Below are 19066 nucleotides of genomic sequence, written 5' to 3'. Positions count from 1 at the left end.
CCGCGCGGCTCATTCTACCCGGATGCCGCTCCGGTGATTCGCGGCAAGCAGTCACCGCACGAAGCCACAGCCGCGCTTGCGCGCAAAAATGCCGCACGGGTTCCGGCGCTCCTTTCTTGCGGAGGCAAATAGAGTATGGTTTGAACCAGCCTTGAATTGTCCGGGATTCCCGTCCCGGCATTGTTCGACATTCTTGCGGTCCGATCGCGAGGAACTGGGAGATGACGAGGGCGATGAGAAAATTCCTGGCAACCGCCAAAATCGTAGCTAGTGCCGCCGCCACGTTGTTTGCCGCTGCATCCGCTCATGCAGCCCAGCCCCAACCTTGGGAAACCAGTTTTCAGCCTCCGGCAACCGACATTATGCGGCAGATCGAGTGGTTCGGGAACTACTCTTTCGCGTTCATCATTGTGATCACCGCCTTGGTGCTTTTCCTGATCGCCTACTGCATTTTGCGGTTCCGGGCGAGCGTCAACCCGACGCCGTCGCGCACCAGCCACAACACGCTGATCGAGGTCATCTGGACTGTCGGTCCCGTGGTCATCCTGCTCTGTCTCGCCATTCCCTCGTTCCAGCTGCTGACCGCGCAATACACGCCGCCGGAAGAAGCCAAGCTGACCGTCAAGGCGACCGGCAATCAGTGGAACTGGGACTACGAATACCAGGTCGACAACACGCTTTCCTTTAATTCCGCGATCCTTCAGGATGCCGACAGGGCTGCTGCCGGCAAGGAAGATCGCGCCGAGTATCCGCGCCTGCTCGCCGTCGACAATGAGATGGTGGTGCCGGTCAGCACCATGACCCGCGTGCTGGTGACGGCGACCGACGTCATTCACGCCTTTGCCATGCCGTCCTTCGGCATCAAGACCGACGCGGTGCCGGGCCGCATCAACGAGGTCTGGTTCAAGGCCGACAAGGAAGGCCTCTATTACGGCCAGTGCTCGGAACTCTGCGGCAAGGACCACGCCTTCATGCCGATCGCCATTCGCGTCGTCTCCGATGCACAATACAAGACCTGGCTGGCGGCAGCCAAAACCGACCTTCCCGGCGCCAACAAGGCGCTGATGGCCGAGGTCGATGGCACGAACAAGGTAGCGGCCGCCGGCAATTGATGCCGCGACCAGAAAAGATTCAGGGAACGGAGCCGACCATGGCGCACGCTGCAGCTCACGACGACCACGACCACAAGCCGTATCATGGCTGGGTCCGGTGGGTGTATTCGACCAACCACAAGGACATCGGTACGCTTTATCTGATCTTCGCGATCATGGCGGGCTGCATCGGTGGCGCCTTGTCGGTCGTCATGCGCATGGAATTGCAGGAGCCGGGCATCCAGATATTCACTGGCCTGGCGCAGATGGTCTACGGCATGAATGGCGACGCCGCCATCGACGGGGGCAAGAGCATGTACAATGCTTTCACCACCGCGCATGCGCTGATCATGATCTTCTTCATGGTGATGCCGGCGCTGATCGGCGGCTTTGCCAACTGGATGGTGCCGATCATGATCGGCGCGCCGGATATGGCCTTCCCGCGCATGAACAACGTCTCGTTCTGGCTGCTGCCGCCGGCTTTCATCCTGCTGATTTTCTCGGCCTTCGTTCCGAGTGCGCCCGGCGCCTACGGCGTCGGCGGCGGCTGGACGCTTTATCCGCCTCTGTCGACATCGGGCCAGCCCGGACCGGCCATGGACCTGGCGATTCTGTCAATCCACATCGCCGGCGCCTCCTCGATTCTTGGCGCCATCAACTTCATCACCACCATCTTCAACATGCGCGCGCCCGGCATGACCATGCACAAGATGCCGCTGTTCGCCTGGTCGGTGCTGATTACCGCCTTCCTGCTGCTGCTGTCGTTGCCGGTGCTGGCCGGCGGCATCACCATGCTTTTGACCGACCGCAATTTCGGCACCACCTTCTTCGCCCCGGACGGCGGCGGCGATCCGATCCTGTTCCAGCACCTGTTCTGGTTCTTCGGCCATCCGGAGGTCTACATTCTGATCCTGCCGGGTTTCGGTATCATCAGCCATATCATCTCGACCTTTTCGAGGAAGCCGGTGTTTGGCTATCTCGGCATGGCCTATGCGATGGTTGCCATCGGCGCGGTGGGCTTCATCGTCTGGGCCCACCACATGTACACGACGGGCCTGTCGCTCGACACCCAGCGCTATTTCGTCTTCGCCACCATGGTCATCGCGGTGCCGACGGGTGTGAAGATCTTCTCGTGGATCGCCACTATGTGGGGCGGGTCGATTTCGCTCAAGACCCCGATGCTGTGGGCGATCGGCTTCATCTTCCTGTTCACTGTTGGCGGCGTCACCGGTGTGCAGCTGGCCAATGCCGGCCTCGACCGCCCGCTGCACGACACCTATTTCGTGGTCGCGCACTTCCACTACGTGCTGTCGCTGGGCGCGGTCTTCGCCATCTTCGCCGGCTGGTACTACTGGTTCCCGAAGATGACCGGCTACATGTATTCGCCGGTGATCGCCAACACCCACTTCTGGGTCACTTTCGTCGGCGTCAACCTGGTCTTTTTCCCGCAGCACTTCCTCGGTCTCTCCGGTATGCCACGTCGTTATATCGACTATCCGGATGCCTTCGCCGGCTGGAATATGGTGTCGTCCTACGGCTCGTACATCTCGGCTGTCGGCGTCGTCATCTTCCTGTTCGGCGTCTTCGAGGCGTTCCAGAAGAAGCGGGTCGCCGGCGCCAATCCTTGGGGCGAGGGTGCGACTACGCTGGAATGGCAGCTGCCTTCGCCGCCGCCGTTCCACCAGTGGGAACAGTTGCCGAAGATCAAGTAGGCGGTTGCCTCCTTAATACGGAACCGCCGGCCGGCCGGCGGTTTTGGCCAACGGAATGATGGACTTTAAGTACGCATGGCCCTTGCCGAAGACAGACTGATTGACGAGCCGGGCTTCCGCATGTCGGAAGCGACGGCGGGCGATTTCTTCGCCCTGCTGAAGCCGCGCGTCATGTCGCTGGTAGTGTTCACCGCGTTTGTCGGCATGGTCGCCGCCCCGGTGACCATCAATCCGCTGCTGGCGGTGATCGCGATCCTGGCTATTGCCATCGGCGCCGGCGCCTCCGGTGCGCTCAACATGTGGTATGACGCAGATATCGATGCGGTGATGACGCGCACCGCCGGCCGTCCCGTGCCGGCCGGCCGCATCCGGCCAGGCGAGGCATTGAGTTTCGGGCTGGTGCTGTCGGTTCTGTCGGTGATGACGCTCGGCGTGCTGGTCAACTGGTTGGCAGCATCGCTTCTGGCCTTCACCATCTTTTTCTATGCCGTCATCTATACGATGTGGCTGAAGCGCTGGACGCCGCAGAACATCGTCATCGGCGGGGCTGCCGGTGCCATTCCGCCAGTCATCGGCTGGGCGGCGGTAACCGGATCGGTCAGCCTCGAAAGCTTGGTGCTGTTCCTGGTCATCTTCCTGTGGACGCCGCCACATTTCTGGGCGCTCGCGCTGTTCAAGTCGGAGGACTATGCGAAGGCAGGCATTCCGATGATGCCGAATGTCGCCGGCCAGGCCTCGACCAGACGCCAGATCTTTGCCTATGCGCTGGTCCTCGCGCCGGTTGGCGTGCTGCCCTGGGTTCTCGGGTTCACCACGCCGGTCTATGGCATCCTTGCATTGCTGCTCGGCGCCGGCTTCGTCTGGTATGCGTGGAAGGTGCTGCAAATGGCCGATGACGACCGGGCGATGAAGCCGGCCAAGGCCTTGTTCGGCTATTCGCTGCTCTATCTCTTCGCCATCTTCGCCGCCTACCTTGGCGATTGTGTCGTCTCGCGCGCGCTGACCATTGGTGGAGCATGAGCATGGCCGAAAAGAAGCTTGAACTGGTCACGCTGACCGAACGTCAGCAGAAGGCCCGCCGCAATCGCTCGGCCGCAATCGGTTTCGCGCTGGCGGCGCTGGTCGTCATATTCTACGTCGCGAGCATCGTGAAATTTGGTCACAGTTTCCCCGGCTCGATGTGAGCTCACAATGACCAGGCAAACAGTCACCGATCCTACGAAGAAAAACACGAACCGCGTCGTCGCTGGCGTCTGCATCGCGTTTTTCGGCGGCATGATCGGCATGGCCTACGCCGCGGTACCACTCTATGCGATGTTCTGCCAGGCGACAGGCTACGGCGGCACCGTCAAACGGGCGACCCAGCAATATGCCGATCGGGTGCTCGATCGCGACATCACCATCCGCTTCGACGCCAACACCGCCGGCGTTCCCTGGCAATTCCAGCCGGTCGCCCGCTCGATCACCATCAAGATCGGCGAAACCGCCGAGGCGCATTTCAGCGCGACCAACAAATTCAACCGTCCCATCACTGGACGCGCCACCTTCAACGTGCAGCCGGAACTGGCCGGACCTTACTTCAACAAGGTCGAGTGTTTCTGCTTCACCGACACGACGCTGAAGCCGGGCGAGACACTGGACATGCCGGTCGTCTTCTATGTCGATCCCGACATCGTCAACGCGCCGGAATTGAAGGATCTGACGACGATTACCCTGTCCTACACGATGTTCCCGGTCGACAAGACCAAGCCGGTCGCATCATCGGTGCCGGCCGACGGCCGCCGCAACAAGATTTCAGATACCGAAGCAAGCCTCGGGGGTTGATATGGCAGACGCACACGCAAAACCACAACATGACTACCACCTTGTCGACCCGAGCCCGTGGCCTTTCCTGGGCTCCGTCGGGGCGCTGGTGACCGCGTTCGGCGGCGTCTGTTACATGCAATACCTCAAGGGCGGCGATTTCCCGATCTTCGGTTTCAATGTCGCCAATCCATGGCTGTTCTTCATCGGCCTGCTGATCGTCATCTACACGATGTTCGCCTGGTGGTCGGATACGATCAAGGAAGCGCATGAGGGACACCACACCCGTGTCGTGTCGCTGCATCTGCGCTACGGCATGATCATGTTCATCGCCTCCGAGGTGATGTTCTTCGTCGCCTGGTTCTGGGCCTTCTTCGACGCCAGCCTGTTTCCGGGCGAGGTCCATCAATACGCCCGTACCGCCTTCACCGGCGGCGTCTGGCCACCCAAGGGCCTCGAAGTTCTCGACCCTTTCCATCTGCCGCTCTACAACACCGTCATCCTGCTTCTGTCAGGTACCACGGTGACCTGGGCGCACCACTCGCTCATCCACGGCGACCGCAAGGGCCTGATCAATGGCTTGGTGCTGACCGTCGGCCTCGGCATGCTGTTCACCATGGTGCAGGCCTACGAGTACATGCACGCGCCGTTCGGCTTCAGGGATTCGATCTACGGCGCCACCTTCTTCATGGCGACCGGCTTCCATGGTTTCCACGTCATCATCGGCACGATCTTCCTGTTGGTCTGCCTGATCCGCGCCATGAAGGGCGACTTCACGCCCAAGCAGCATTTCGGCTTCGAGGCCGCCGCCTGGTATTGGCACTTCGTCGACGTGGTGTGGCTGTTCCTGTTTGCCTCGATCTACGTCTGGGCATCGAACGGCGCGATGATCGAACCGCACTGAGATCGAGCTGAGGAAATCGACAAGGCGGCTGCGGCGACGTGGCCGCCTTATCTTTTGCGGCAAATGCTCCTAGGATGGACCTCATGAGCGACGACAAGGCGATCTGGCCACCAATCGATCCGATCTCGGCCGGCTTGCATGGCCGCTGCCCCCGCTGTGGCGAGGGCAAGCTGTTCTCCGGGTTCCTCACGGTCGATGATCGCTGCTCCAATTGCGGCCTCGATTATTCCTTCGCCGATGCCGGCGACGGGCCGGCGGTGTTCGTTATCCTGATCATCGGCTTTATCGTCGTCGGCCTGGCGTTGTGGATGGAGGTGACGCTCAATCCGCCGCTCTGGCTGCATCTGCTGCTGTGGATTCCGCTGACGCTGGTGCTTTGCCTGGCGGCGCTCCGGCTGATCAAGGGCGTGCTGCTGACGCTGCAATACCGCAACAAGGCGGCCGAGGGCCGGCTGGACCGCGGCGAATGAGCGAGGCATCCGGTTCGGTGGCCGGCCGGTCGCGGCCGAAGCGCGCATTGGCACTCGGCCTGGGTATCGTCGTGTTTTTGATCCTGCTGGCGCTCGGCACCTGGCAGGTTCAGCGCCTGCACTGGAAAGAGGGCCTTGTCCAGACGATAGACCAGCGCACGCATTCGGCGCCTGTGCCATTGGCCGAGCTCGAAAAGCGGTTTGCTGCCGCCGGAGACGTGGACTACACGCCGGTGATAGTGACCGGCACTTTCCTGCATCAAGACGAGCGGCATTTCCTCGCCACCTGGGAAGGCCAGTCCGGTTTCAACGTCTTCACGCCGCTTCAGCTCGACGATGGCCGTTTCGTGCTGATCAACCGCGGCTTCGTGCCTTACGATTTCAAGGACCCGACCAAGCGGCCGCAGGGGCAGGTAACGGGCAAAGTGACGGTGACGGGGCTCGCCCGCAACCCGCTGCCGGCCAAGCCCTCGATGATGCTTCCCGACAATGATCCGCAGAAGAATATCTTCTACTGGAAAGATCGTGACGCGATGGCCTCGAGCGCTGGCCTGCCGACAGGTGCGGCGCTGGTGCCGATCTTCATCGATGCGAACGCCACGCCCAACCCCGGCGGGCTGCCAGTTGGCGGTGTCACCGTCATCGACCTGCCGAACAGCCATCTGCAATATGCGATAACCTGGTACGGCCTTGCCGCCGCCCTTGCCGGCGTCCTGATCTCCTGGCTCCGCCGCCCGGCGAAAGACCAATGATCGCCGCCACTACCCTTGACAGGGCAGGGCCGCGCACCTCATTTCGCGCCTTGAGCTCAGAAGTCATAGTCCGATCAACCGGCCTACAATCAGCGTAAGATGCAATCATGCTTCACACAAAGCCGCCGCTGACCATCCGGCTCTGCCAGCCCCGCGGTTTCTGTGCGGGCGTTGACCGTGCCATCCAGATCGTCGTGCTGGCGCTGAAGAAATACGGCGCGCCGGTCTATGTCCGCCACGAGATCGTGCACAACCGCTACGTCGTCGAAGGGCTGCAAAGCCTCGGCGCGGTGTTCATCGAGGAGCTCTCCGAGATCCCGCCCGAGCATCGCCAGAGCCCGGTCGTCTTTTCGGCGCATGGCGTGCCGAAATCGGTGCCGGCCGACGCCCAGTCCCGCAACCTGTTCTATCTCGACGCGACTTGCCCGCTGGTCTCGAAAGTCCATAAGCAGGCGATGCGCCATCAGCGGCTTGGCCGCCACGTGCTCTTGATCGGCCATGCCGGGCATCCGGAGGTGATCGGCACAATGGGCCAGTTGCGGGACGGCGCGGTCACTCTGATCGAGACCGAGGCCGACGCCGCAAGCTTCGTGCCTGCAGACCCGCAAGCGCTCGGCTTCGTCACCCAGACGACGCTGTCGGTCGAGGACACCGCCGGTATCATCCGCGCCCTGCAGCAGCGTTTTCCCGAGCTGCACGCGCCGGCGGCGGAATCGATCTGTTATGCCACCACCAATCGCCAGGAAGCGGTCAAGGAAACAGCGGCCGGCGCCGATCTCTTCCTGGTTGTCGGCGCACCTAACTCCTCCAACTCGCGGCGCCTGGTCGAAGTGGCCGAGCGCGCCGGCGCCTCGATGTCGCTTCTCGTGCAGCGCGCCTCCGAAATTCCGTGGAATGAGATTGCCGGCATTTCGACGCTCGGCCTGTCGGCGGGCGCCTCGGCGCCGGAGATCATCGTCGACGAGATCGTCGATGCGTTCAGGCAGCGCTTCGACGTGACCATCGAGCTGGCCGTGACGGCGACGGAGACGGAGGACTTTCCGGTGATGCGGGTGTTGCGCGATGTCGAACTGACGGCTGCCGACATGGCCTTCGTCAACGGGGCCGCGTAGCAACGATGGCGGTCTACACCGACGTCAACGAGGGCGAGCTCGGCGCATTCCTCAGGAACTATCCGGTCGGCGACCTCTTGTCCTACAAGGGCATCGCCGAAGGCACCGAAAACTCGAATTTTCTTCTGCACACCAGCAGCGGCTCCTACATCCTGACGCTTTACGAGAAGCGCGTCGACAAGGCTGACCTGCCGTTCTTTCTCGGCCTTATGGCCCACCTCGCCAGAAAGGGCATTTCGTGCCCGCTCCCGGTCACCGCACATGATGGCGGTGTGATCGGAACACTTGCCGGCCGGCCGGCGGTCATCATCACCTTTCTCGAAGGCCTGTCGCTGCGGCGGCCGACGGCTGCGCATTGCGGCGAGGTCGGCAAGGCGCTGGCGGCACTGCATCTCGCCGGCGCGGATTTTCCGATGACCCGCCCCAACGCCCTTGCCATCGATGGCTGGCGCAAGCTGTGGAATGCCGCCCGCGCCCGCGCCGACGAGGTCGAGCCGGGACTGGCGGCCGAGGTCGATGCCGATTTCGCCGATTTCGAGCGGAACTGGCCGAACGGTCTGCCGCAGGGCATCATCCATGCCGATCTTTTCCCGGACAATGTGTTCTTCCTCGGCGAGAAACTGTCCGGGCTGATCGACTTCTACTTCGCCTGCAACGACCTCTATGCCTATGACGTTGCCACGTGCCTCAACGCCTGGTGCTTCGAGAAGGATTTTTCTTTCAATCTGACCAAGGGCACGGCGTTGCTTGCCGGCTACCAAAGCGTGCGGCCGTTGAGCAGTGACGAGAAAGCTGCGCTGCCGATGCTGGCGCGCGGTTCGGCGCTGCGCTTCATGCTGACCCGGCTCTATGACTGGCTGACGGTCCCGGACGGCGGGCTGGTGATGAAACGCGACCCGACCGAGTATATCCGCCGGATGCGCTTCCACCGGGCGATCAACTCTCCTTCCGAATATGGACTGACATGACCAAGCGCGTTGAAATCTTCACCGATGGTGCCTGTTCGGGCAATCCCGGGCCTGGCGGCTGGGGCGCAATCCTGCGCTTCAACGGCGCAATCAAGGAGCTCCATGGTGGCGAGGCTGCCACCACCAACAACCGTATGGAACTGTTGGCGGCCATCTCGGCGCTTAATGCGCTCAAGGAGCCCTGCGCCGTCGATCTTTATACCGACAGCAACTATGTCAAGGACGGTATTTTCAGCTGGATCGACGGCTGGAAGCGCAACGGCTGGAAGACGGCCGCCAGGCAGCCGGTGAAGAATGCCGAGCTGTGGCAGCAGCTCGACGCGGCGCGTAACCGCCATCAGGTCACCTGGCATTGGGTCAAGGGCCATGCCGGCCATCCTGAGAACGAGCGCGCCGACGAATTGGCGCGGCTCGGCATGGCGCCTTTCAAGAAAGGCCTCGTCAAGACTGCGGCGCCAGAACCAGGTTCGCAGTCAAAGCAGCCGGCGGCCACAAAGGCGCGGCGCTCGACGCAAAGCTATTGAATTCCGGCTGCGGGTCCGCTCTCTGGCAGGAAGAGCTGTTATCATGCCGATTGCATACTACATCACGCATCCCCAGGTTCAGGTCGATGCCAACGTTCCAGTGCCGGAGTGGGGACTGTCCGACATCGGGCGAGCGAGAACATCTGCAATGCTCGATCAGCCGTGGGTTGGGTCGATCCGGCGGATCGTGTCGTCGGGTGAACGCAAGGCGATAGAAACCGCCGGGATACTCGGAAGGCATCTCCGCCTTGCAGTCGAGGTGAGGGAACGGATGCATGAGAATGACCGATCGGCAACCGGTTTCCTGCCGCCATCGGAGTTCGAGGCGGTCGCCGACCAATTCTTCGCCAATCCAAACAGCAGCATTCGTGGATGGGAGCGAGCTATCGAAGCCCAGCGTCGTATTCTAAGCGAGGTAGACACTGTGCTACGCACCGACGCCGCCGTCGACGTTGCTTTCATAGGTCACGGAGGTGTCGGAACGCTCCTGCTGCTCTCTTTGAGCGGTCGGGAAATCAGCCGCGAGGCGGATCAGCCAGCGGGCGGTGGGAACTACTTCGCATACGATATCAGCGCGCGTCGCGTTATCCATGGATGGCAGCCGATCGACAGGCCGACGCAGCGCCGCGACGGTTAATTACCTATCGGATCAGCAGGGCGGTGCCGAACAGTCCGATGGCAAACACCGTATGCGACACAAGATTGAGGGCGCGGACCTGCATCGGATTGGGGCGCTTCGAAGCGGCCCAGCCGGCGCCCATGCCGGGCGCCAGCAGAAACCATCCGGCGCCGACGGTGACGATACCGAGCATAAAAGCCGGCAGGAAGGTCGGCGCGGTGAGCCAGGCCGTTCCGGCCAGCACGACCAGTATGATGCCGTAGACGATGCCGACAGCATAATGAAAGGCCCAGCCAAGTACTGATTCATGCGGGTAGGGCGAGGCCTCGCCAATGTCGTCATGGAAGACCTCGCCTTCCCTGAGATGCCAGACCCAGCGGCCGACCAGCCCCCAGTTCGGCCGCGGTTGAGCAAACGCCTTGCTCAGGAAAATCGCCCAGACATCCATAAGCGCGGTTGCGCCGATGCCGATCGCGACGCTGCGCCAGACGATGTCAGACATAATCGAGGTCCCCAAAAGCAAGCAGTCCCGAAGAGCCGACGCATGGTCCCGAAAACCGGGTCGGCTTTCGGAAGGATCATGCGCCGATGCAAAAGTCAGCGTCCTTTGGACGTTGAGCGCTCGAAGGCGCCCTTTGCCGTGCCTGGCCTAGGCTGTCGCCAGGACGGAAAGCTGTCCGAGAATGTGAGCCGCACCGGATTCGTCGACGCCGGGCTTTGTCTCGACATTGAGTGCGGTGACCTTGCCGTCATCGACGATCATCGAAAAACGCTTCGAGCGTAGCCCCATGCCGCCGCTGGAGAGGTCGGCGTCGAGGCCGACCGATTTGGCGAAATCGCCATTGCCATCGGCAAGATAAAGGATTTTGCCTTCACCGCCGCTGAAGCGGGCCCAAGCCCCCATGACGTGAACATCGTTGACCGAGACAACGGCGATAGTGTCGACGCCGCGCGCCAGGATGGCGTCGTAATTGTCCAGGTAGCCGGGCAGATGATTGTTGCTGCAGGTCGGCGTGAAGGCGCCTGGAACGCCAAACAGCACGACCTTCTTTCCTGAGAATATCTCGCCCGTCGTGATCGGCCTTGCACCGTCGGCGGTCATTGTCTTGAAGGTCGCATCGGGCAGTTTGTCGCCAACGGAGATCGTCATGATGGTCCTCGCTTGGAAATGGAAGGGAGCTCCTTGCGATAGCGAATTAAGGCGCGCCCGGCAACCGTCCAGACGTTGGCATCACGGGAATGGCAACAGGCCTTCGACCGCGCCTGCGGCACTTGTCAGTGTGTAGTGCAGGCCGCCATCGGTTGGCGTTGTCGACGGCCTGTCGAGGATCGGTACAGTAAAGATCAGCTTGCCATCCTTTTCGCTGCGTGCCGGGGCACCGAACATGTAGTCGCGTTCGCCGGCAACGAAGAAGTCGGCGCCCTCGGGGCTGCCCGGAAAGCTCGCTTCGACAATCAGCGTTTCGTGGTCGCCCGGCAGTACGTTTATGCCGAAATCGGGCGTTGCCGTGGCGGGCAGGGTTGCAAGGCCCGCCTTGACCAGTGCCGCATCCTCGGCGTTGTCGGGATCGGCGCCGGGATCGACGGTCAGCCTTGTCTGCACCGGGATGCAGATGGTTTCGCAAATGCCGAGGAAGATGTCCGCATCGATGACGGCCGGTTGGCCGGGCGCTGCAAGCGTGAACGTCACCGGCAACGAAACCGGGTGGTCGTAGCCGGCCCATTTGCCATAGCCGTCATCGTGGCGCTGCGGCGGCGGAAACGAAAGCGTCGCGTCGGCAATGTTGGTGCTGGCCGAGACGTCGATCTGTGGCGGCACGCCCGCATCGCCCGGATCGCGCCAATAGGTTTTCCAGCCGGGCTTCAGCGCAATGTCGAGGACGCCCTGGAGACGTCCGGCCTCGTCGGCTTTGCCGCTTGTTACCAGCCGCACCCTGCCGCCTTCGCTGTTGTACCAGGCCGACGAGGAGGCTGAGGCGGGGAAGCCGGTCGCCGATCCAATGGCCACACCAAGCAGCAGGATTTTCAAGCTTTGCATGGCGATGATTTGATCGTCCGTTGATGGCCGCGCAATGATTTCATGACGCCGCCGGCATCATATTTGCGTGACCTTCGGCTTTTGAGCCTGATCAAATCGGGCGCCGCCCATCTTTTCGACGCCCCGGAAACGCGTTACGCTGTGGCCATGGATTTGTTGCGCCATAAAAGGACGGCCGCAGGACCCGGCTTTCTCGACGATCAGTTCCTGATTGCCATGCCCGGCATGAAGGACGACCGCTTCACGCGCTCCGTCATCTACATTTGCGCGCACAGCGACGAAGGCGCGATGGGGCTGATCATCAACCAGACGCAGCAGATGCTGTTTCCGGACCTGCTCGTGCAACTTGGCATCATGAACGAGCTGGAGGCAATTCGCCTGCCGCCGCCGGCGCGCGACTTCGTCGTGCGCAATGGCGGACCGGTGGATCGCAGCCGCGGCTTCGTTCTGCATTCGGGCGACTACCGGGTGGAATCCTCGCTCGCCGTGTCCGATGATGTCTGTCTCACCGCGACCGTCGACATATTGCGCGCCATCTCCTCCGGCCGCGGACCCCGGCGGGCTCTGATGGCGCTCGGCTATGCCGGCTGGGGTGCAGGCCAGCTTGAAAACGAGATCGTCGAGAATGGCTGGCTGACTTGCCCGGCAAGTGCCGAGCTTCTGTTCGACGCCGACATCGATCGCAAATATGACCGGATCCTCGCCTCGATCGGCATCGATCTCGCGCATCTCAGCCTGGCTGCCGGTCACGCCTGAGCCTCATCACGTCCCCGAAACTTGTCACGCTTGAGTGAGCGGATACTGTTCCTTCAGCGTCTTCAGCACCTGGTCGCCCGGCATCGGCGCGCCGAACATGAAGCTCTGCACGTATTCGCAGCCCATCTGCCGCAACTCCAGCGCATCGCTCTCGTCCGAAATGCCTTCGGCGACAACCGACAGGCCGAGTTCATGCGCCATGTTGACCATGGATTTGAGCAGCACCGCACGTTTCGGCGTCGCGTCGTCGACGAAGCTCTTGTCGATCTTGATAGTGTCGAACGGAAAGCGCGTCAGATAGGCCAGCGATGAATAGCCGGTGCCGAAATCATCCAGCGACAGGCCGATGCCAAGCTGCTTCAACTTGGTCAGCACATGGGCGGTCTGCTCGGGATTGTCCATCACCAGCGATTCGGTGAGTTCGAGCCGGAAGCAGCGCGGTTTCAGGTTGGCTCGCGCGATCACCGAGCGGACGTCGCTGACCAGGTCGCGGCGGATGAGCTGGCGGCTGGACAGATTGACCGAGACCGACAGCGGCGCATCGCCGATCTGCTTTTGCCATCCCGCCAGGTCTTCGGCAGCCTGCTGCATGGCAAACAGCCCAAGCTGCACGATGAGGCCGCAGTTTTCGGCAACCGGAATGAAATCCGCCGGCGGGATCATGCCGCGCCGCGGATGGTCCCAGCGCAGCAGCGCTTCGAAGCCTGCGACGCTGCCGTCCTCCAGCCGCACGATCGGCTGGTAGGCAAGCGTGAATTCGCGTCGTTCGATGGCGCGGCGCAGATCGGACTCGAACTGCAGCCGGTCGGTGCCGACGGTGCGGAAGGCGGGACGGAACGGCTCGATCCGGTCGCCGCCGAAGCGCTTGGCCTGATGCATGGCAAGCTCGGCATCCTTGACCATGTCCTCGGCCGAGGTCTGCGTGGCGGTCCAGGTGATCAGCCCGATCGAGGCCGTCAGCACGATCTCGCGCTTGGCGAAGGTGATCGGGTTGTTGATGGCGTGCTTGATGGCATCGGCAATGGCCGCGATGCGGGCCGGATCCTGCTCCGACAAAAGCATCAGCGCGAACTGGTCGCCGGCAAAGCGCGACAGCGAATCCTTCGGCTTGAGCAGTCGGTGCAGCCGCCGCGCGATAGTCAAAAGGATGGTATCGCCGGCCGAGATGCCGAGCCCGTCATTGACCTGCTTGAACCGGTCTATGTCGATGACGAAGACGGTCGGGCGCACCTTCTCTTCGGTGCGGGCAATCGAAATGATCGCCTCCAGCCGGTTCATGAACAGCTCGCGGTTGGGCAGGCCGGTCAGATTGTCGTGCACGGCGTCATGCAGCAGCCGTTCCTCGGATTTCTTCTGCTCCGTCACGTCGACCATGGTGCCGACGCAGCGGATGACCTCGCCGTCCGAGCCGATCACCGGCCGGGCGCGCAACGAAAACCAGTGATAGTGCCCGTCGGCGCCGCGCAGGCGAAAGTTTTGCGACACCCGGCCGCGCCGGTGCTCGAGCACCACGTCGAGTGTCGTGCGAAACGTGTCGCGGTCGTCGGCATGCAGCACCGGCAGCCAGTTGCGGGCAGGGCCGCCGAGGCTGTTGGGGGCAAGACCGAGCTGAATGCTGACGTCGGGACGAGTGACGACGCGGTCGCGCAGCACGTCCCAGTCCCACACAGTATCGCCCGATCCGGCAACCGCCAGCGCCTGCCGCTCAAGGTCGGAGAACAGGCCCTGATGCAGCGCGCCGCCGGCAAAAGCGTGCTGCATCACGGTGAAGCCGATCAGCAGGATGATGAGGATCAGCCCACCGCCCAGCGCCGGCTGAGCGATATCGTTGTCCAGCATGCCGGTGATTGCCATCCACGATCCGCATAGCCACAGCAGAACCATCACCCAACTGGGCACCAGCATGATGGCGCGGTCGTAACCGCGGATACCGAGGAAGATGATCAGGCCGAGCCCGGTCAGCGCGGTGGCGGCGAAGGACAGCCTGGCAATGCCGGCGGCAACCGCCGGATCGATGATGGCGACACCGGCGATCAGCACCAGCCCGAGAATCCAGACCAGTGCGCCGTAGCTGAAATGGCCGTGCCACCGGTTGAGGTTGAGATAGGCAAACAGGAACACCACGAAGGTCGCCGCGAGCGCCACCTCCGTTCCGGCGCGCCACATCTGCTCATTGCCCGGTGAGATCTCTATGATCTTGTTGAGAAAGCCGAAATCGACGCAGATATAGGCAAGCACCGCCCAGGCTAGGGCCGCCGTTGCCGGGAACATCGAGGTCCCCTTGACGACGAAAAGAATGGTCAGGAACAGCGCCAGCAGGCCGGCGATGCCGATGACGATGCCACGAAACAGCGTGTAGGAATTGACCGAGTCCTTGTAGGATTCAGGATCCCACAGATAGACCTGCGGCAGCTTGGGCGAGGCGAGCTCGGCGATGAAGGTAATCACCGTTCCGGGGTTCAACGTCACCCGGAACACGTCGGCGTCGGGGCTGGTCTGACGGTCGAGCGCAAAGCCTTCGCTGGGCGTGATCGCAGCGATACGGGTCGAGCCGAGATCCGGCCAGAACAGGCCGGAATTCACCAGCCGGAAATGCGGTGCGACAATCAGCCTGTCGAGCTGCTGGTCGGTGGTATTAGCGAGCGCGAACACCGCCCAGTCACCGGTCGAGCGCGCATCATTTGCCTCGACCTCGATGCGCCGCACGATGCCGTCCGGGCCTGGCGCGGTCGACACCTGAAAATTCTCGCCCTGGTTCCGGTAGATCGAGACGGCCCCCGAAAGATCGAGCGCAACGTCGTCGCGGGCGATCTTGATCGGTTCTACGGCAAACGCCGAGGATGCCGCGCAGAGCGTGACGATTGCCGCCAGCATAAAGGCAAGCAGCGACCCCTTGCGCAGAAAATTCGTCAAAATCAGTCCTTTGTTCCAACGCCCGGCGGATCGTCCGCGATTCGGGCGTATAGGTAATGGTCCTGCCAGATGCCGTTGATCCTGAGATAGGATCGTAGCAGTCCTTCGCGCCGGAATCCGGCTTTTTCAAGCACGCGGATCGACCGGGCGTTGTCGGGAATACAGGCAGCTTCGATCCGGTGCAATCGCAGCGTTTCGAAGGCGAAACGCGTCACCACCTTGACGGCATCGGTCATCAGGCCGCGTCCGCTGAAGCGCTCGCCGATCCAGTAGCCGATATGGCCGCTTTGGGCGACCCCGTGGCGGATATTGCCGAGGGTGATACCGCCGGCCAGCCTGCCGCTGCTTTTCTCGAAGATGAAGAAGGCGATCGCCGTCCCCTGCGCGTAGTCCTCGCGGTAGCGCCCGATACGATGCCGCCACGCCGTGCGGTCGAGTTCGTCAGGGGTCCATCGCGGCTCCCACGGCTCAAGAAAAGCGCGGCTTTCACTGCGCAGCACCGACCACTCGCGATAGTCGTTGGTCAGCGGTACGCGCAGCGTGACAAGCTCGCCCTTCAGTGCCGGCAGGTCGCGGCGAAAGAAAGGGAGCGCGAACACGACGCTCGAATAGGCTTAGACGGCAAGCTTACGGGCAGTGGTCTGCGTGCCCGAAAGCGAATCGAGGATTGCCTCATAGGGCGCGAGCGTACCCACCGGCCCGACGGCTGTAAGCGTCGGCTTGGTCGAAAAAAGCCGGGACGACAGATCCGTCAGCCGCTCGACAGTCAACGCCGCCAGCCGCTCCATCAGCTCTTCCTTGGCGATCGGCCTGCCGAACAGAAGCAACTGCCTGGCGATCTGGGAGGCGCGGCTGGCCGGGCTCTCGGCCGACATGATCAGCCCGGCGCGGTATTGGGCACGCGCCCGGTCAAGCTCCTCCTGCAGGATGTTTTCACCGGCCTTTTGCAGCTCGTCAATGATCACAGGCACCAGCTCGGCAATATCGCTTTGTCCGGTCGCCGCATGGACCCCGAAGACGCCGGTGTCGGAAAAACCCCAATGGAAGGCATAGACCGAATAGCACAGGCCGCGTTTTTCGCGGACTTCCTGGAAAAGTCGCGACGACATGCCGCCGCCCAGGATCATCGACAGGACCTGGGAGGCATAGAAATCGCGGACGTGATAGGCGCGGCCCTCGAAACCCAGCACGATCTGGGCGTCCATCAGGTCGCGGTCCTCGCGAAAATCGCCGCCGACATACTGCGCATATTGCGGGATGGTGCCGTCGGCCTTGCCGCGGAAGCTGCCGAGACGCTTTTCGACTTCCCGCACGAAATCGTCGTGCTTGATATCGCCGGCCGCCACCATCACCATGTTCTCGGCACCGTACTGTCGTTCGATGAAGTCGTGCAGCTGCTTCGAAGTGAAGGATTTGACGGTTTCCGGCGTGCCAAGAATCGAGCGGCCGATAGTCTGGTGGCGGAAGGCGGTCTCGGTAAAGTGATCGAAAACGACGTCGTCGGGCGTATCGTGCGCGGCGCCGATCTCCTGCAGAATCACATGCTGCTCTCGTTCCAACTCCTGCGGATCGAATTCGGATTCCTGCAGGATGTCGGAAAGGATATCGACGGCCAGCGGCACGTCGTCGCTCAGAACCCTTGCATAATAGGAGGTCGTCTCGACGCTGGTGGCGGCATTGATCTCGCCGCCGACGTCCTCGATCTCCGAGGCAATCTCGAAGGCGCTTCGCCGCCTGGTGCCCTTGAAAGCCATGTGCTCGAGCAAGTGCGCCATTCCGTGCTCTTCGTCACGCTCGTTGCGTGCGCCCGATTTGACCCAGGCGCCAAGGGCAACAGATTCGAGGCTTGGAAGGGTTTCGGTGGCGACTGTCAGGCCGTTCGACAGACGGCTTACCTCAACACCCATATGGCAATTACTCCCTAACGCGCCGCCCGCGTGTGGCGGCCGAGATAATCTTCCACCATTTTCAGGTCGGATGGAAGTACCGTGTATTTTTCCTCGGCGCTCATCAACCCGCCTAGCCATGCAGGCAGGGCAGGCGACACGCCGCTGGCGGCTTCGACGGCGGCGGGAAACTTTGCCGGGTGCGCAGTGCCCAGCACCACCATCGGCACCTCACCCGCAGCCTTGCCGGCGGCCACATGCACGGCCGCGGCCGTATGCGGGTCGAGCAGATAGCCGCTCGCCGCAAGTGTGGTGCGGATGGTGGCGGCGACCTCGTCCATGGTGGCGCGGCCGGCGTCGAATTCGGAGCGGATCCTGGCGATTTCCCCGGCCTCGATGGTGAAGGCGCCGGACTGCTTGAGCCCGTCCATGTAGCGCCGCACGGTCGAGGCATCGCGGCCGGACGCCTCGAACAGCAAGCGTTCGAAGTTCGAAGACACCTGGATGTCCATCGAGGGCGACGTGGTCGAAAAGACCCCCTTCATGCGGTATTCGCCGGTCGCCAGCGTGCGCGCCAGAATATCGTTGTCGTTGGTGGCGATGATCAGCCGTTCGATCGGCAGCCCCATCTTCTTGGCGGCATAGCCGGCGAAGATGTCGCCGAAATTGCCGGTCGGCACGGTGAAGGAAACCGGCCTGTCGGGCGCGCCGAGCGACAGGCCGGACGAGAAATAATAGACGATCTGGGCCATGATGCGGGCCCAGTTGATCGAGTTGACGCCGGACAGCGATACCCGGTCGCGAAAACCGTGGTCGTTGAACATGGCCTTTACCAGGCCCTGGCAGTCGTCGAAATTGCCTTCGATCGCCAACGCATGGACGTTTGCGGCGGTCGAGGTCGTCATCTGCCGCTGCTGTACCGGCGAGACGCGGCCGTGCGGGAAAAGCACGAAGATGTCGGTGCGGTTGCGCCCGGCAAAGGCATCGATGGCGGCCCCTCCGGTGTCGCCGGAGGTGGCACCGACAATGGTGGCGCGCTGGTCGCGCTCGGCCAGCACATGGTCCATCAGCCGCGCAAGAAGCTGCATCGCCACGTCCTTGAACGCGAGCGTCGGGCCGTGGAACAGCTCGAGCACGAAGCTGTTCGGCCCGGTCTGCACGAGCGGGCAGACGGCCTCATGGCGGAAGGTCGCATAGGCTTCGCGCACCAGCCGTTCGAACACCGGCGCCGCGATCTCGCCGCCGAGGAACGGCGACAGCACACGGATGGCAAGATCGGGATAGGCAAGGCCGCGCATGGCGCGGATCTCGGCTGCGGAAAAATGCGGCCAGGCGCTCGGCAGGTAGAGCCCGCCGTCGCGCGCCAGTCCGGCCAGCACCGCGTCGGAAAATCCAAGCGCGGGCGCTTCCCCGCGGGTACTCACATATTGCATCGTCACGTTTCCATTGCTGCCGGGAATTTTCGCCCGCCGCGAGGTGGTGGATTTCTGCGCAGGCTCAGTCGCATTTTTGCCGCGC

Annotated in this window: 20 protein-coding genes; 13 read left to right on the top strand and 7 right to left on the bottom strand. The window is 62.5% G+C overall.

Annotated features, from left to right (window positions below; translation table 11 throughout):
• Positions 1-233: 233 nt before the first annotated feature.
• The 12 genes from coxB to NKJ73_RS24515 all read left to right on the top strand — a co-directional run bounded on the left by coxB (position 234) and on the right by NKJ73_RS24515 (position 9973).
• A complete protein-coding gene (gene coxB / locus NKJ73_RS24570) occupies positions 234-1112 on the top strand; it encodes a cytochrome c oxidase subunit II (protein WP_352456886.1) in 879 nt (292 codons plus the stop codon).
• Between the two features lie 38 nt (positions 1113-1150).
• Positions 1151-2803, top strand: a complete 1653-nt coding sequence (gene ctaD, locus NKJ73_RS24565) for a cytochrome c oxidase subunit I (RefSeq protein ID WP_031211058.1) — start codon at positions 1151-1153, stop codon at positions 2801-2803.
• A gap of 75 nt (positions 2804-2878) precedes the next feature.
• Positions 2879-3823, top strand: a complete 945-nt coding sequence (locus tag NKJ73_RS24560) for a heme o synthase (RefSeq protein WP_352456887.1) — start codon at positions 2879-2881, stop codon at positions 3821-3823.
• Positions 3820-3987 (top strand): cytochrome c oxidase system small membrane protein, encoded by a 168-nt coding sequence (locus tag NKJ73_RS24555; protein ID WP_502905402.1) that lies wholly within the window; start codon positions 3820-3822, stop codon positions 3985-3987. The genes NKJ73_RS24560 and NKJ73_RS24555 overlap by 4 nt, the downstream gene beginning before the upstream one ends.
• Positions 3988-3994: 7 nt before the next feature.
• Positions 3995-4627 carry a cytochrome c oxidase assembly protein gene (locus NKJ73_RS24550; protein ID WP_023674136.1) on the top strand — a complete coding sequence of 211 codons (633 nt, stop codon included), beginning with the start codon at positions 3995-3997 and terminating at the stop codon, positions 4625-4627.
• 1 nt (position 4628) lies between these two features.
• A complete protein-coding gene (locus tag NKJ73_RS24545; protein WP_023674137.1) occupies positions 4629-5510 on the top strand; it encodes a cytochrome c oxidase subunit 3 in 882 nt (293 codons plus the stop codon).
• Between the two features lie 83 nt (positions 5511-5593).
• Complete coding sequence (locus NKJ73_RS24540; RefSeq protein WP_031211059.1) at positions 5594-5980, top strand: DUF983 domain-containing protein; 387 nt, start codon at positions 5594-5596, stop codon at positions 5978-5980.
• A complete protein-coding gene (locus tag NKJ73_RS24535; RefSeq protein ID WP_352456888.1) occupies positions 5977-6732 on the top strand; it encodes an SURF1 family protein in 756 nt (251 codons plus the stop codon). The genes NKJ73_RS24540 and NKJ73_RS24535 overlap by 4 nt, the downstream gene beginning before the upstream one ends.
• 107 nt (positions 6733-6839) lie before the next feature.
• Positions 6840-7844 carry a 4-hydroxy-3-methylbut-2-enyl diphosphate reductase gene (gene ispH, locus NKJ73_RS24530; protein WP_352456889.1) on the top strand — a complete coding sequence of 335 codons (1005 nt, stop codon included), beginning with the start codon at positions 6840-6842 and terminating at the stop codon, positions 7842-7844.
• Positions 7845-7849: 5 nt separating this feature from the next.
• Complete coding sequence (locus tag NKJ73_RS24525; RefSeq protein WP_352456890.1) at positions 7850-8812, top strand: homoserine kinase; 963 nt, start codon at positions 7850-7852, stop codon at positions 8810-8812.
• Complete coding sequence (rnhA, locus tag NKJ73_RS24520) at positions 8809-9336, top strand: ribonuclease HI (protein WP_023674142.1); 528 nt, start codon at positions 8809-8811, stop codon at positions 9334-9336. The genes NKJ73_RS24525 and rnhA overlap by 4 nt, the downstream gene beginning before the upstream one ends.
• A 43-nt stretch (positions 9337-9379) precedes the next feature.
• Positions 9380-9973: a histidine phosphatase family protein gene (locus NKJ73_RS24515; protein ID WP_352456891.1), complete on the top strand. Its 594-nt coding sequence runs from the start codon at positions 9380-9382 to the stop codon at positions 9971-9973.
• Between the two features lie 4 nt (positions 9974-9977).
• On the opposite strand, the gene NKJ73_RS24510 is transcribed toward NKJ73_RS24515, so the two are convergent.
• From NKJ73_RS24510 to NKJ73_RS24500, 3 genes are all read right to left on the bottom strand, one after another.
• Positions 9978-10457, bottom strand: coding sequence for a DUF2938 domain-containing protein (locus NKJ73_RS24510; protein WP_352571387.1), 480 nt, complete (start codon positions 10455-10457; stop codon positions 9978-9980).
• Between the two features lie 147 nt (positions 10458-10604).
• Complete coding sequence (locus NKJ73_RS24505; protein WP_023674145.1) at positions 10605-11105, bottom strand: peroxiredoxin; 501 nt, start codon at positions 11103-11105, stop codon at positions 10605-10607.
• Positions 11106-11186: 81 nt separating this feature from the next.
• Entirely contained in the window at positions 11187-11993 is an 807-nt protein-coding gene (locus tag NKJ73_RS24500; protein ID WP_023674146.1) for a protein-disulfide reductase DsbD domain-containing protein, read from the bottom strand.
• Between the two features lie 147 nt (positions 11994-12140).
• Between NKJ73_RS24500 and NKJ73_RS24495 the strand changes: the two genes are divergently transcribed.
• Entirely contained in the window at positions 12141-12749 is a 609-nt protein-coding gene (locus NKJ73_RS24495; RefSeq protein ID WP_031211061.1) for a YqgE/AlgH family protein, read from the top strand.
• Between the two features lie 24 nt (positions 12750-12773).
• Here the strand turns inward: NKJ73_RS24495 and NKJ73_RS24490 are convergent, their stop codons facing one another.
• Genes NKJ73_RS24490 through thrC form a run of 4 tightly spaced genes read right to left on the bottom strand, consistent with a single transcriptional unit; the run spans position 12774 to position 18981 of the window.
• The gene (locus tag NKJ73_RS24490; RefSeq protein ID WP_023674148.1) at positions 12774-15662 is read right to left on the bottom strand and encodes an EAL domain-containing protein; all 2889 of its coding nucleotides are present in this window, start codon (positions 15660-15662) and stop codon (positions 12774-12776) included.
• Positions 15663-15664: 2 nt separating this feature from the next.
• Positions 15665-16261 carry a GNAT family N-acetyltransferase gene (locus NKJ73_RS24485; protein WP_023674149.1) on the bottom strand — a complete coding sequence of 199 codons (597 nt, stop codon included), beginning with the start codon at positions 16259-16261 and terminating at the stop codon, positions 15665-15667.
• A gap of 15 nt (positions 16262-16276) precedes the next feature.
• The gene (locus tag NKJ73_RS24480) at positions 16277-17569 is read right to left on the bottom strand and encodes a M16 family metallopeptidase (RefSeq protein WP_023674150.1); all 1293 of its coding nucleotides are present in this window, start codon (positions 17567-17569) and stop codon (positions 16277-16279) included.
• A gap of 14 nt (positions 17570-17583) precedes the next feature.
• Positions 17584-18981, bottom strand: coding sequence for a threonine synthase (thrC, locus tag NKJ73_RS24475; protein ID WP_023674151.1), 1398 nt, complete (start codon positions 18979-18981; stop codon positions 17584-17586).
• Positions 18982-19066 lie beyond the last annotated feature (85 nt).

The organism is Mesorhizobium sp. M0074 (assembly GCF_040322975.1).
GTDB lineage: Bacteria > Pseudomonadota > Alphaproteobacteria > Rhizobiales > Rhizobiaceae > Mesorhizobium.
The sequence above is the reverse complement of the archived record's forward strand: the minus strand, read 5'-3'. Positions and strand labels throughout refer to the sequence as shown.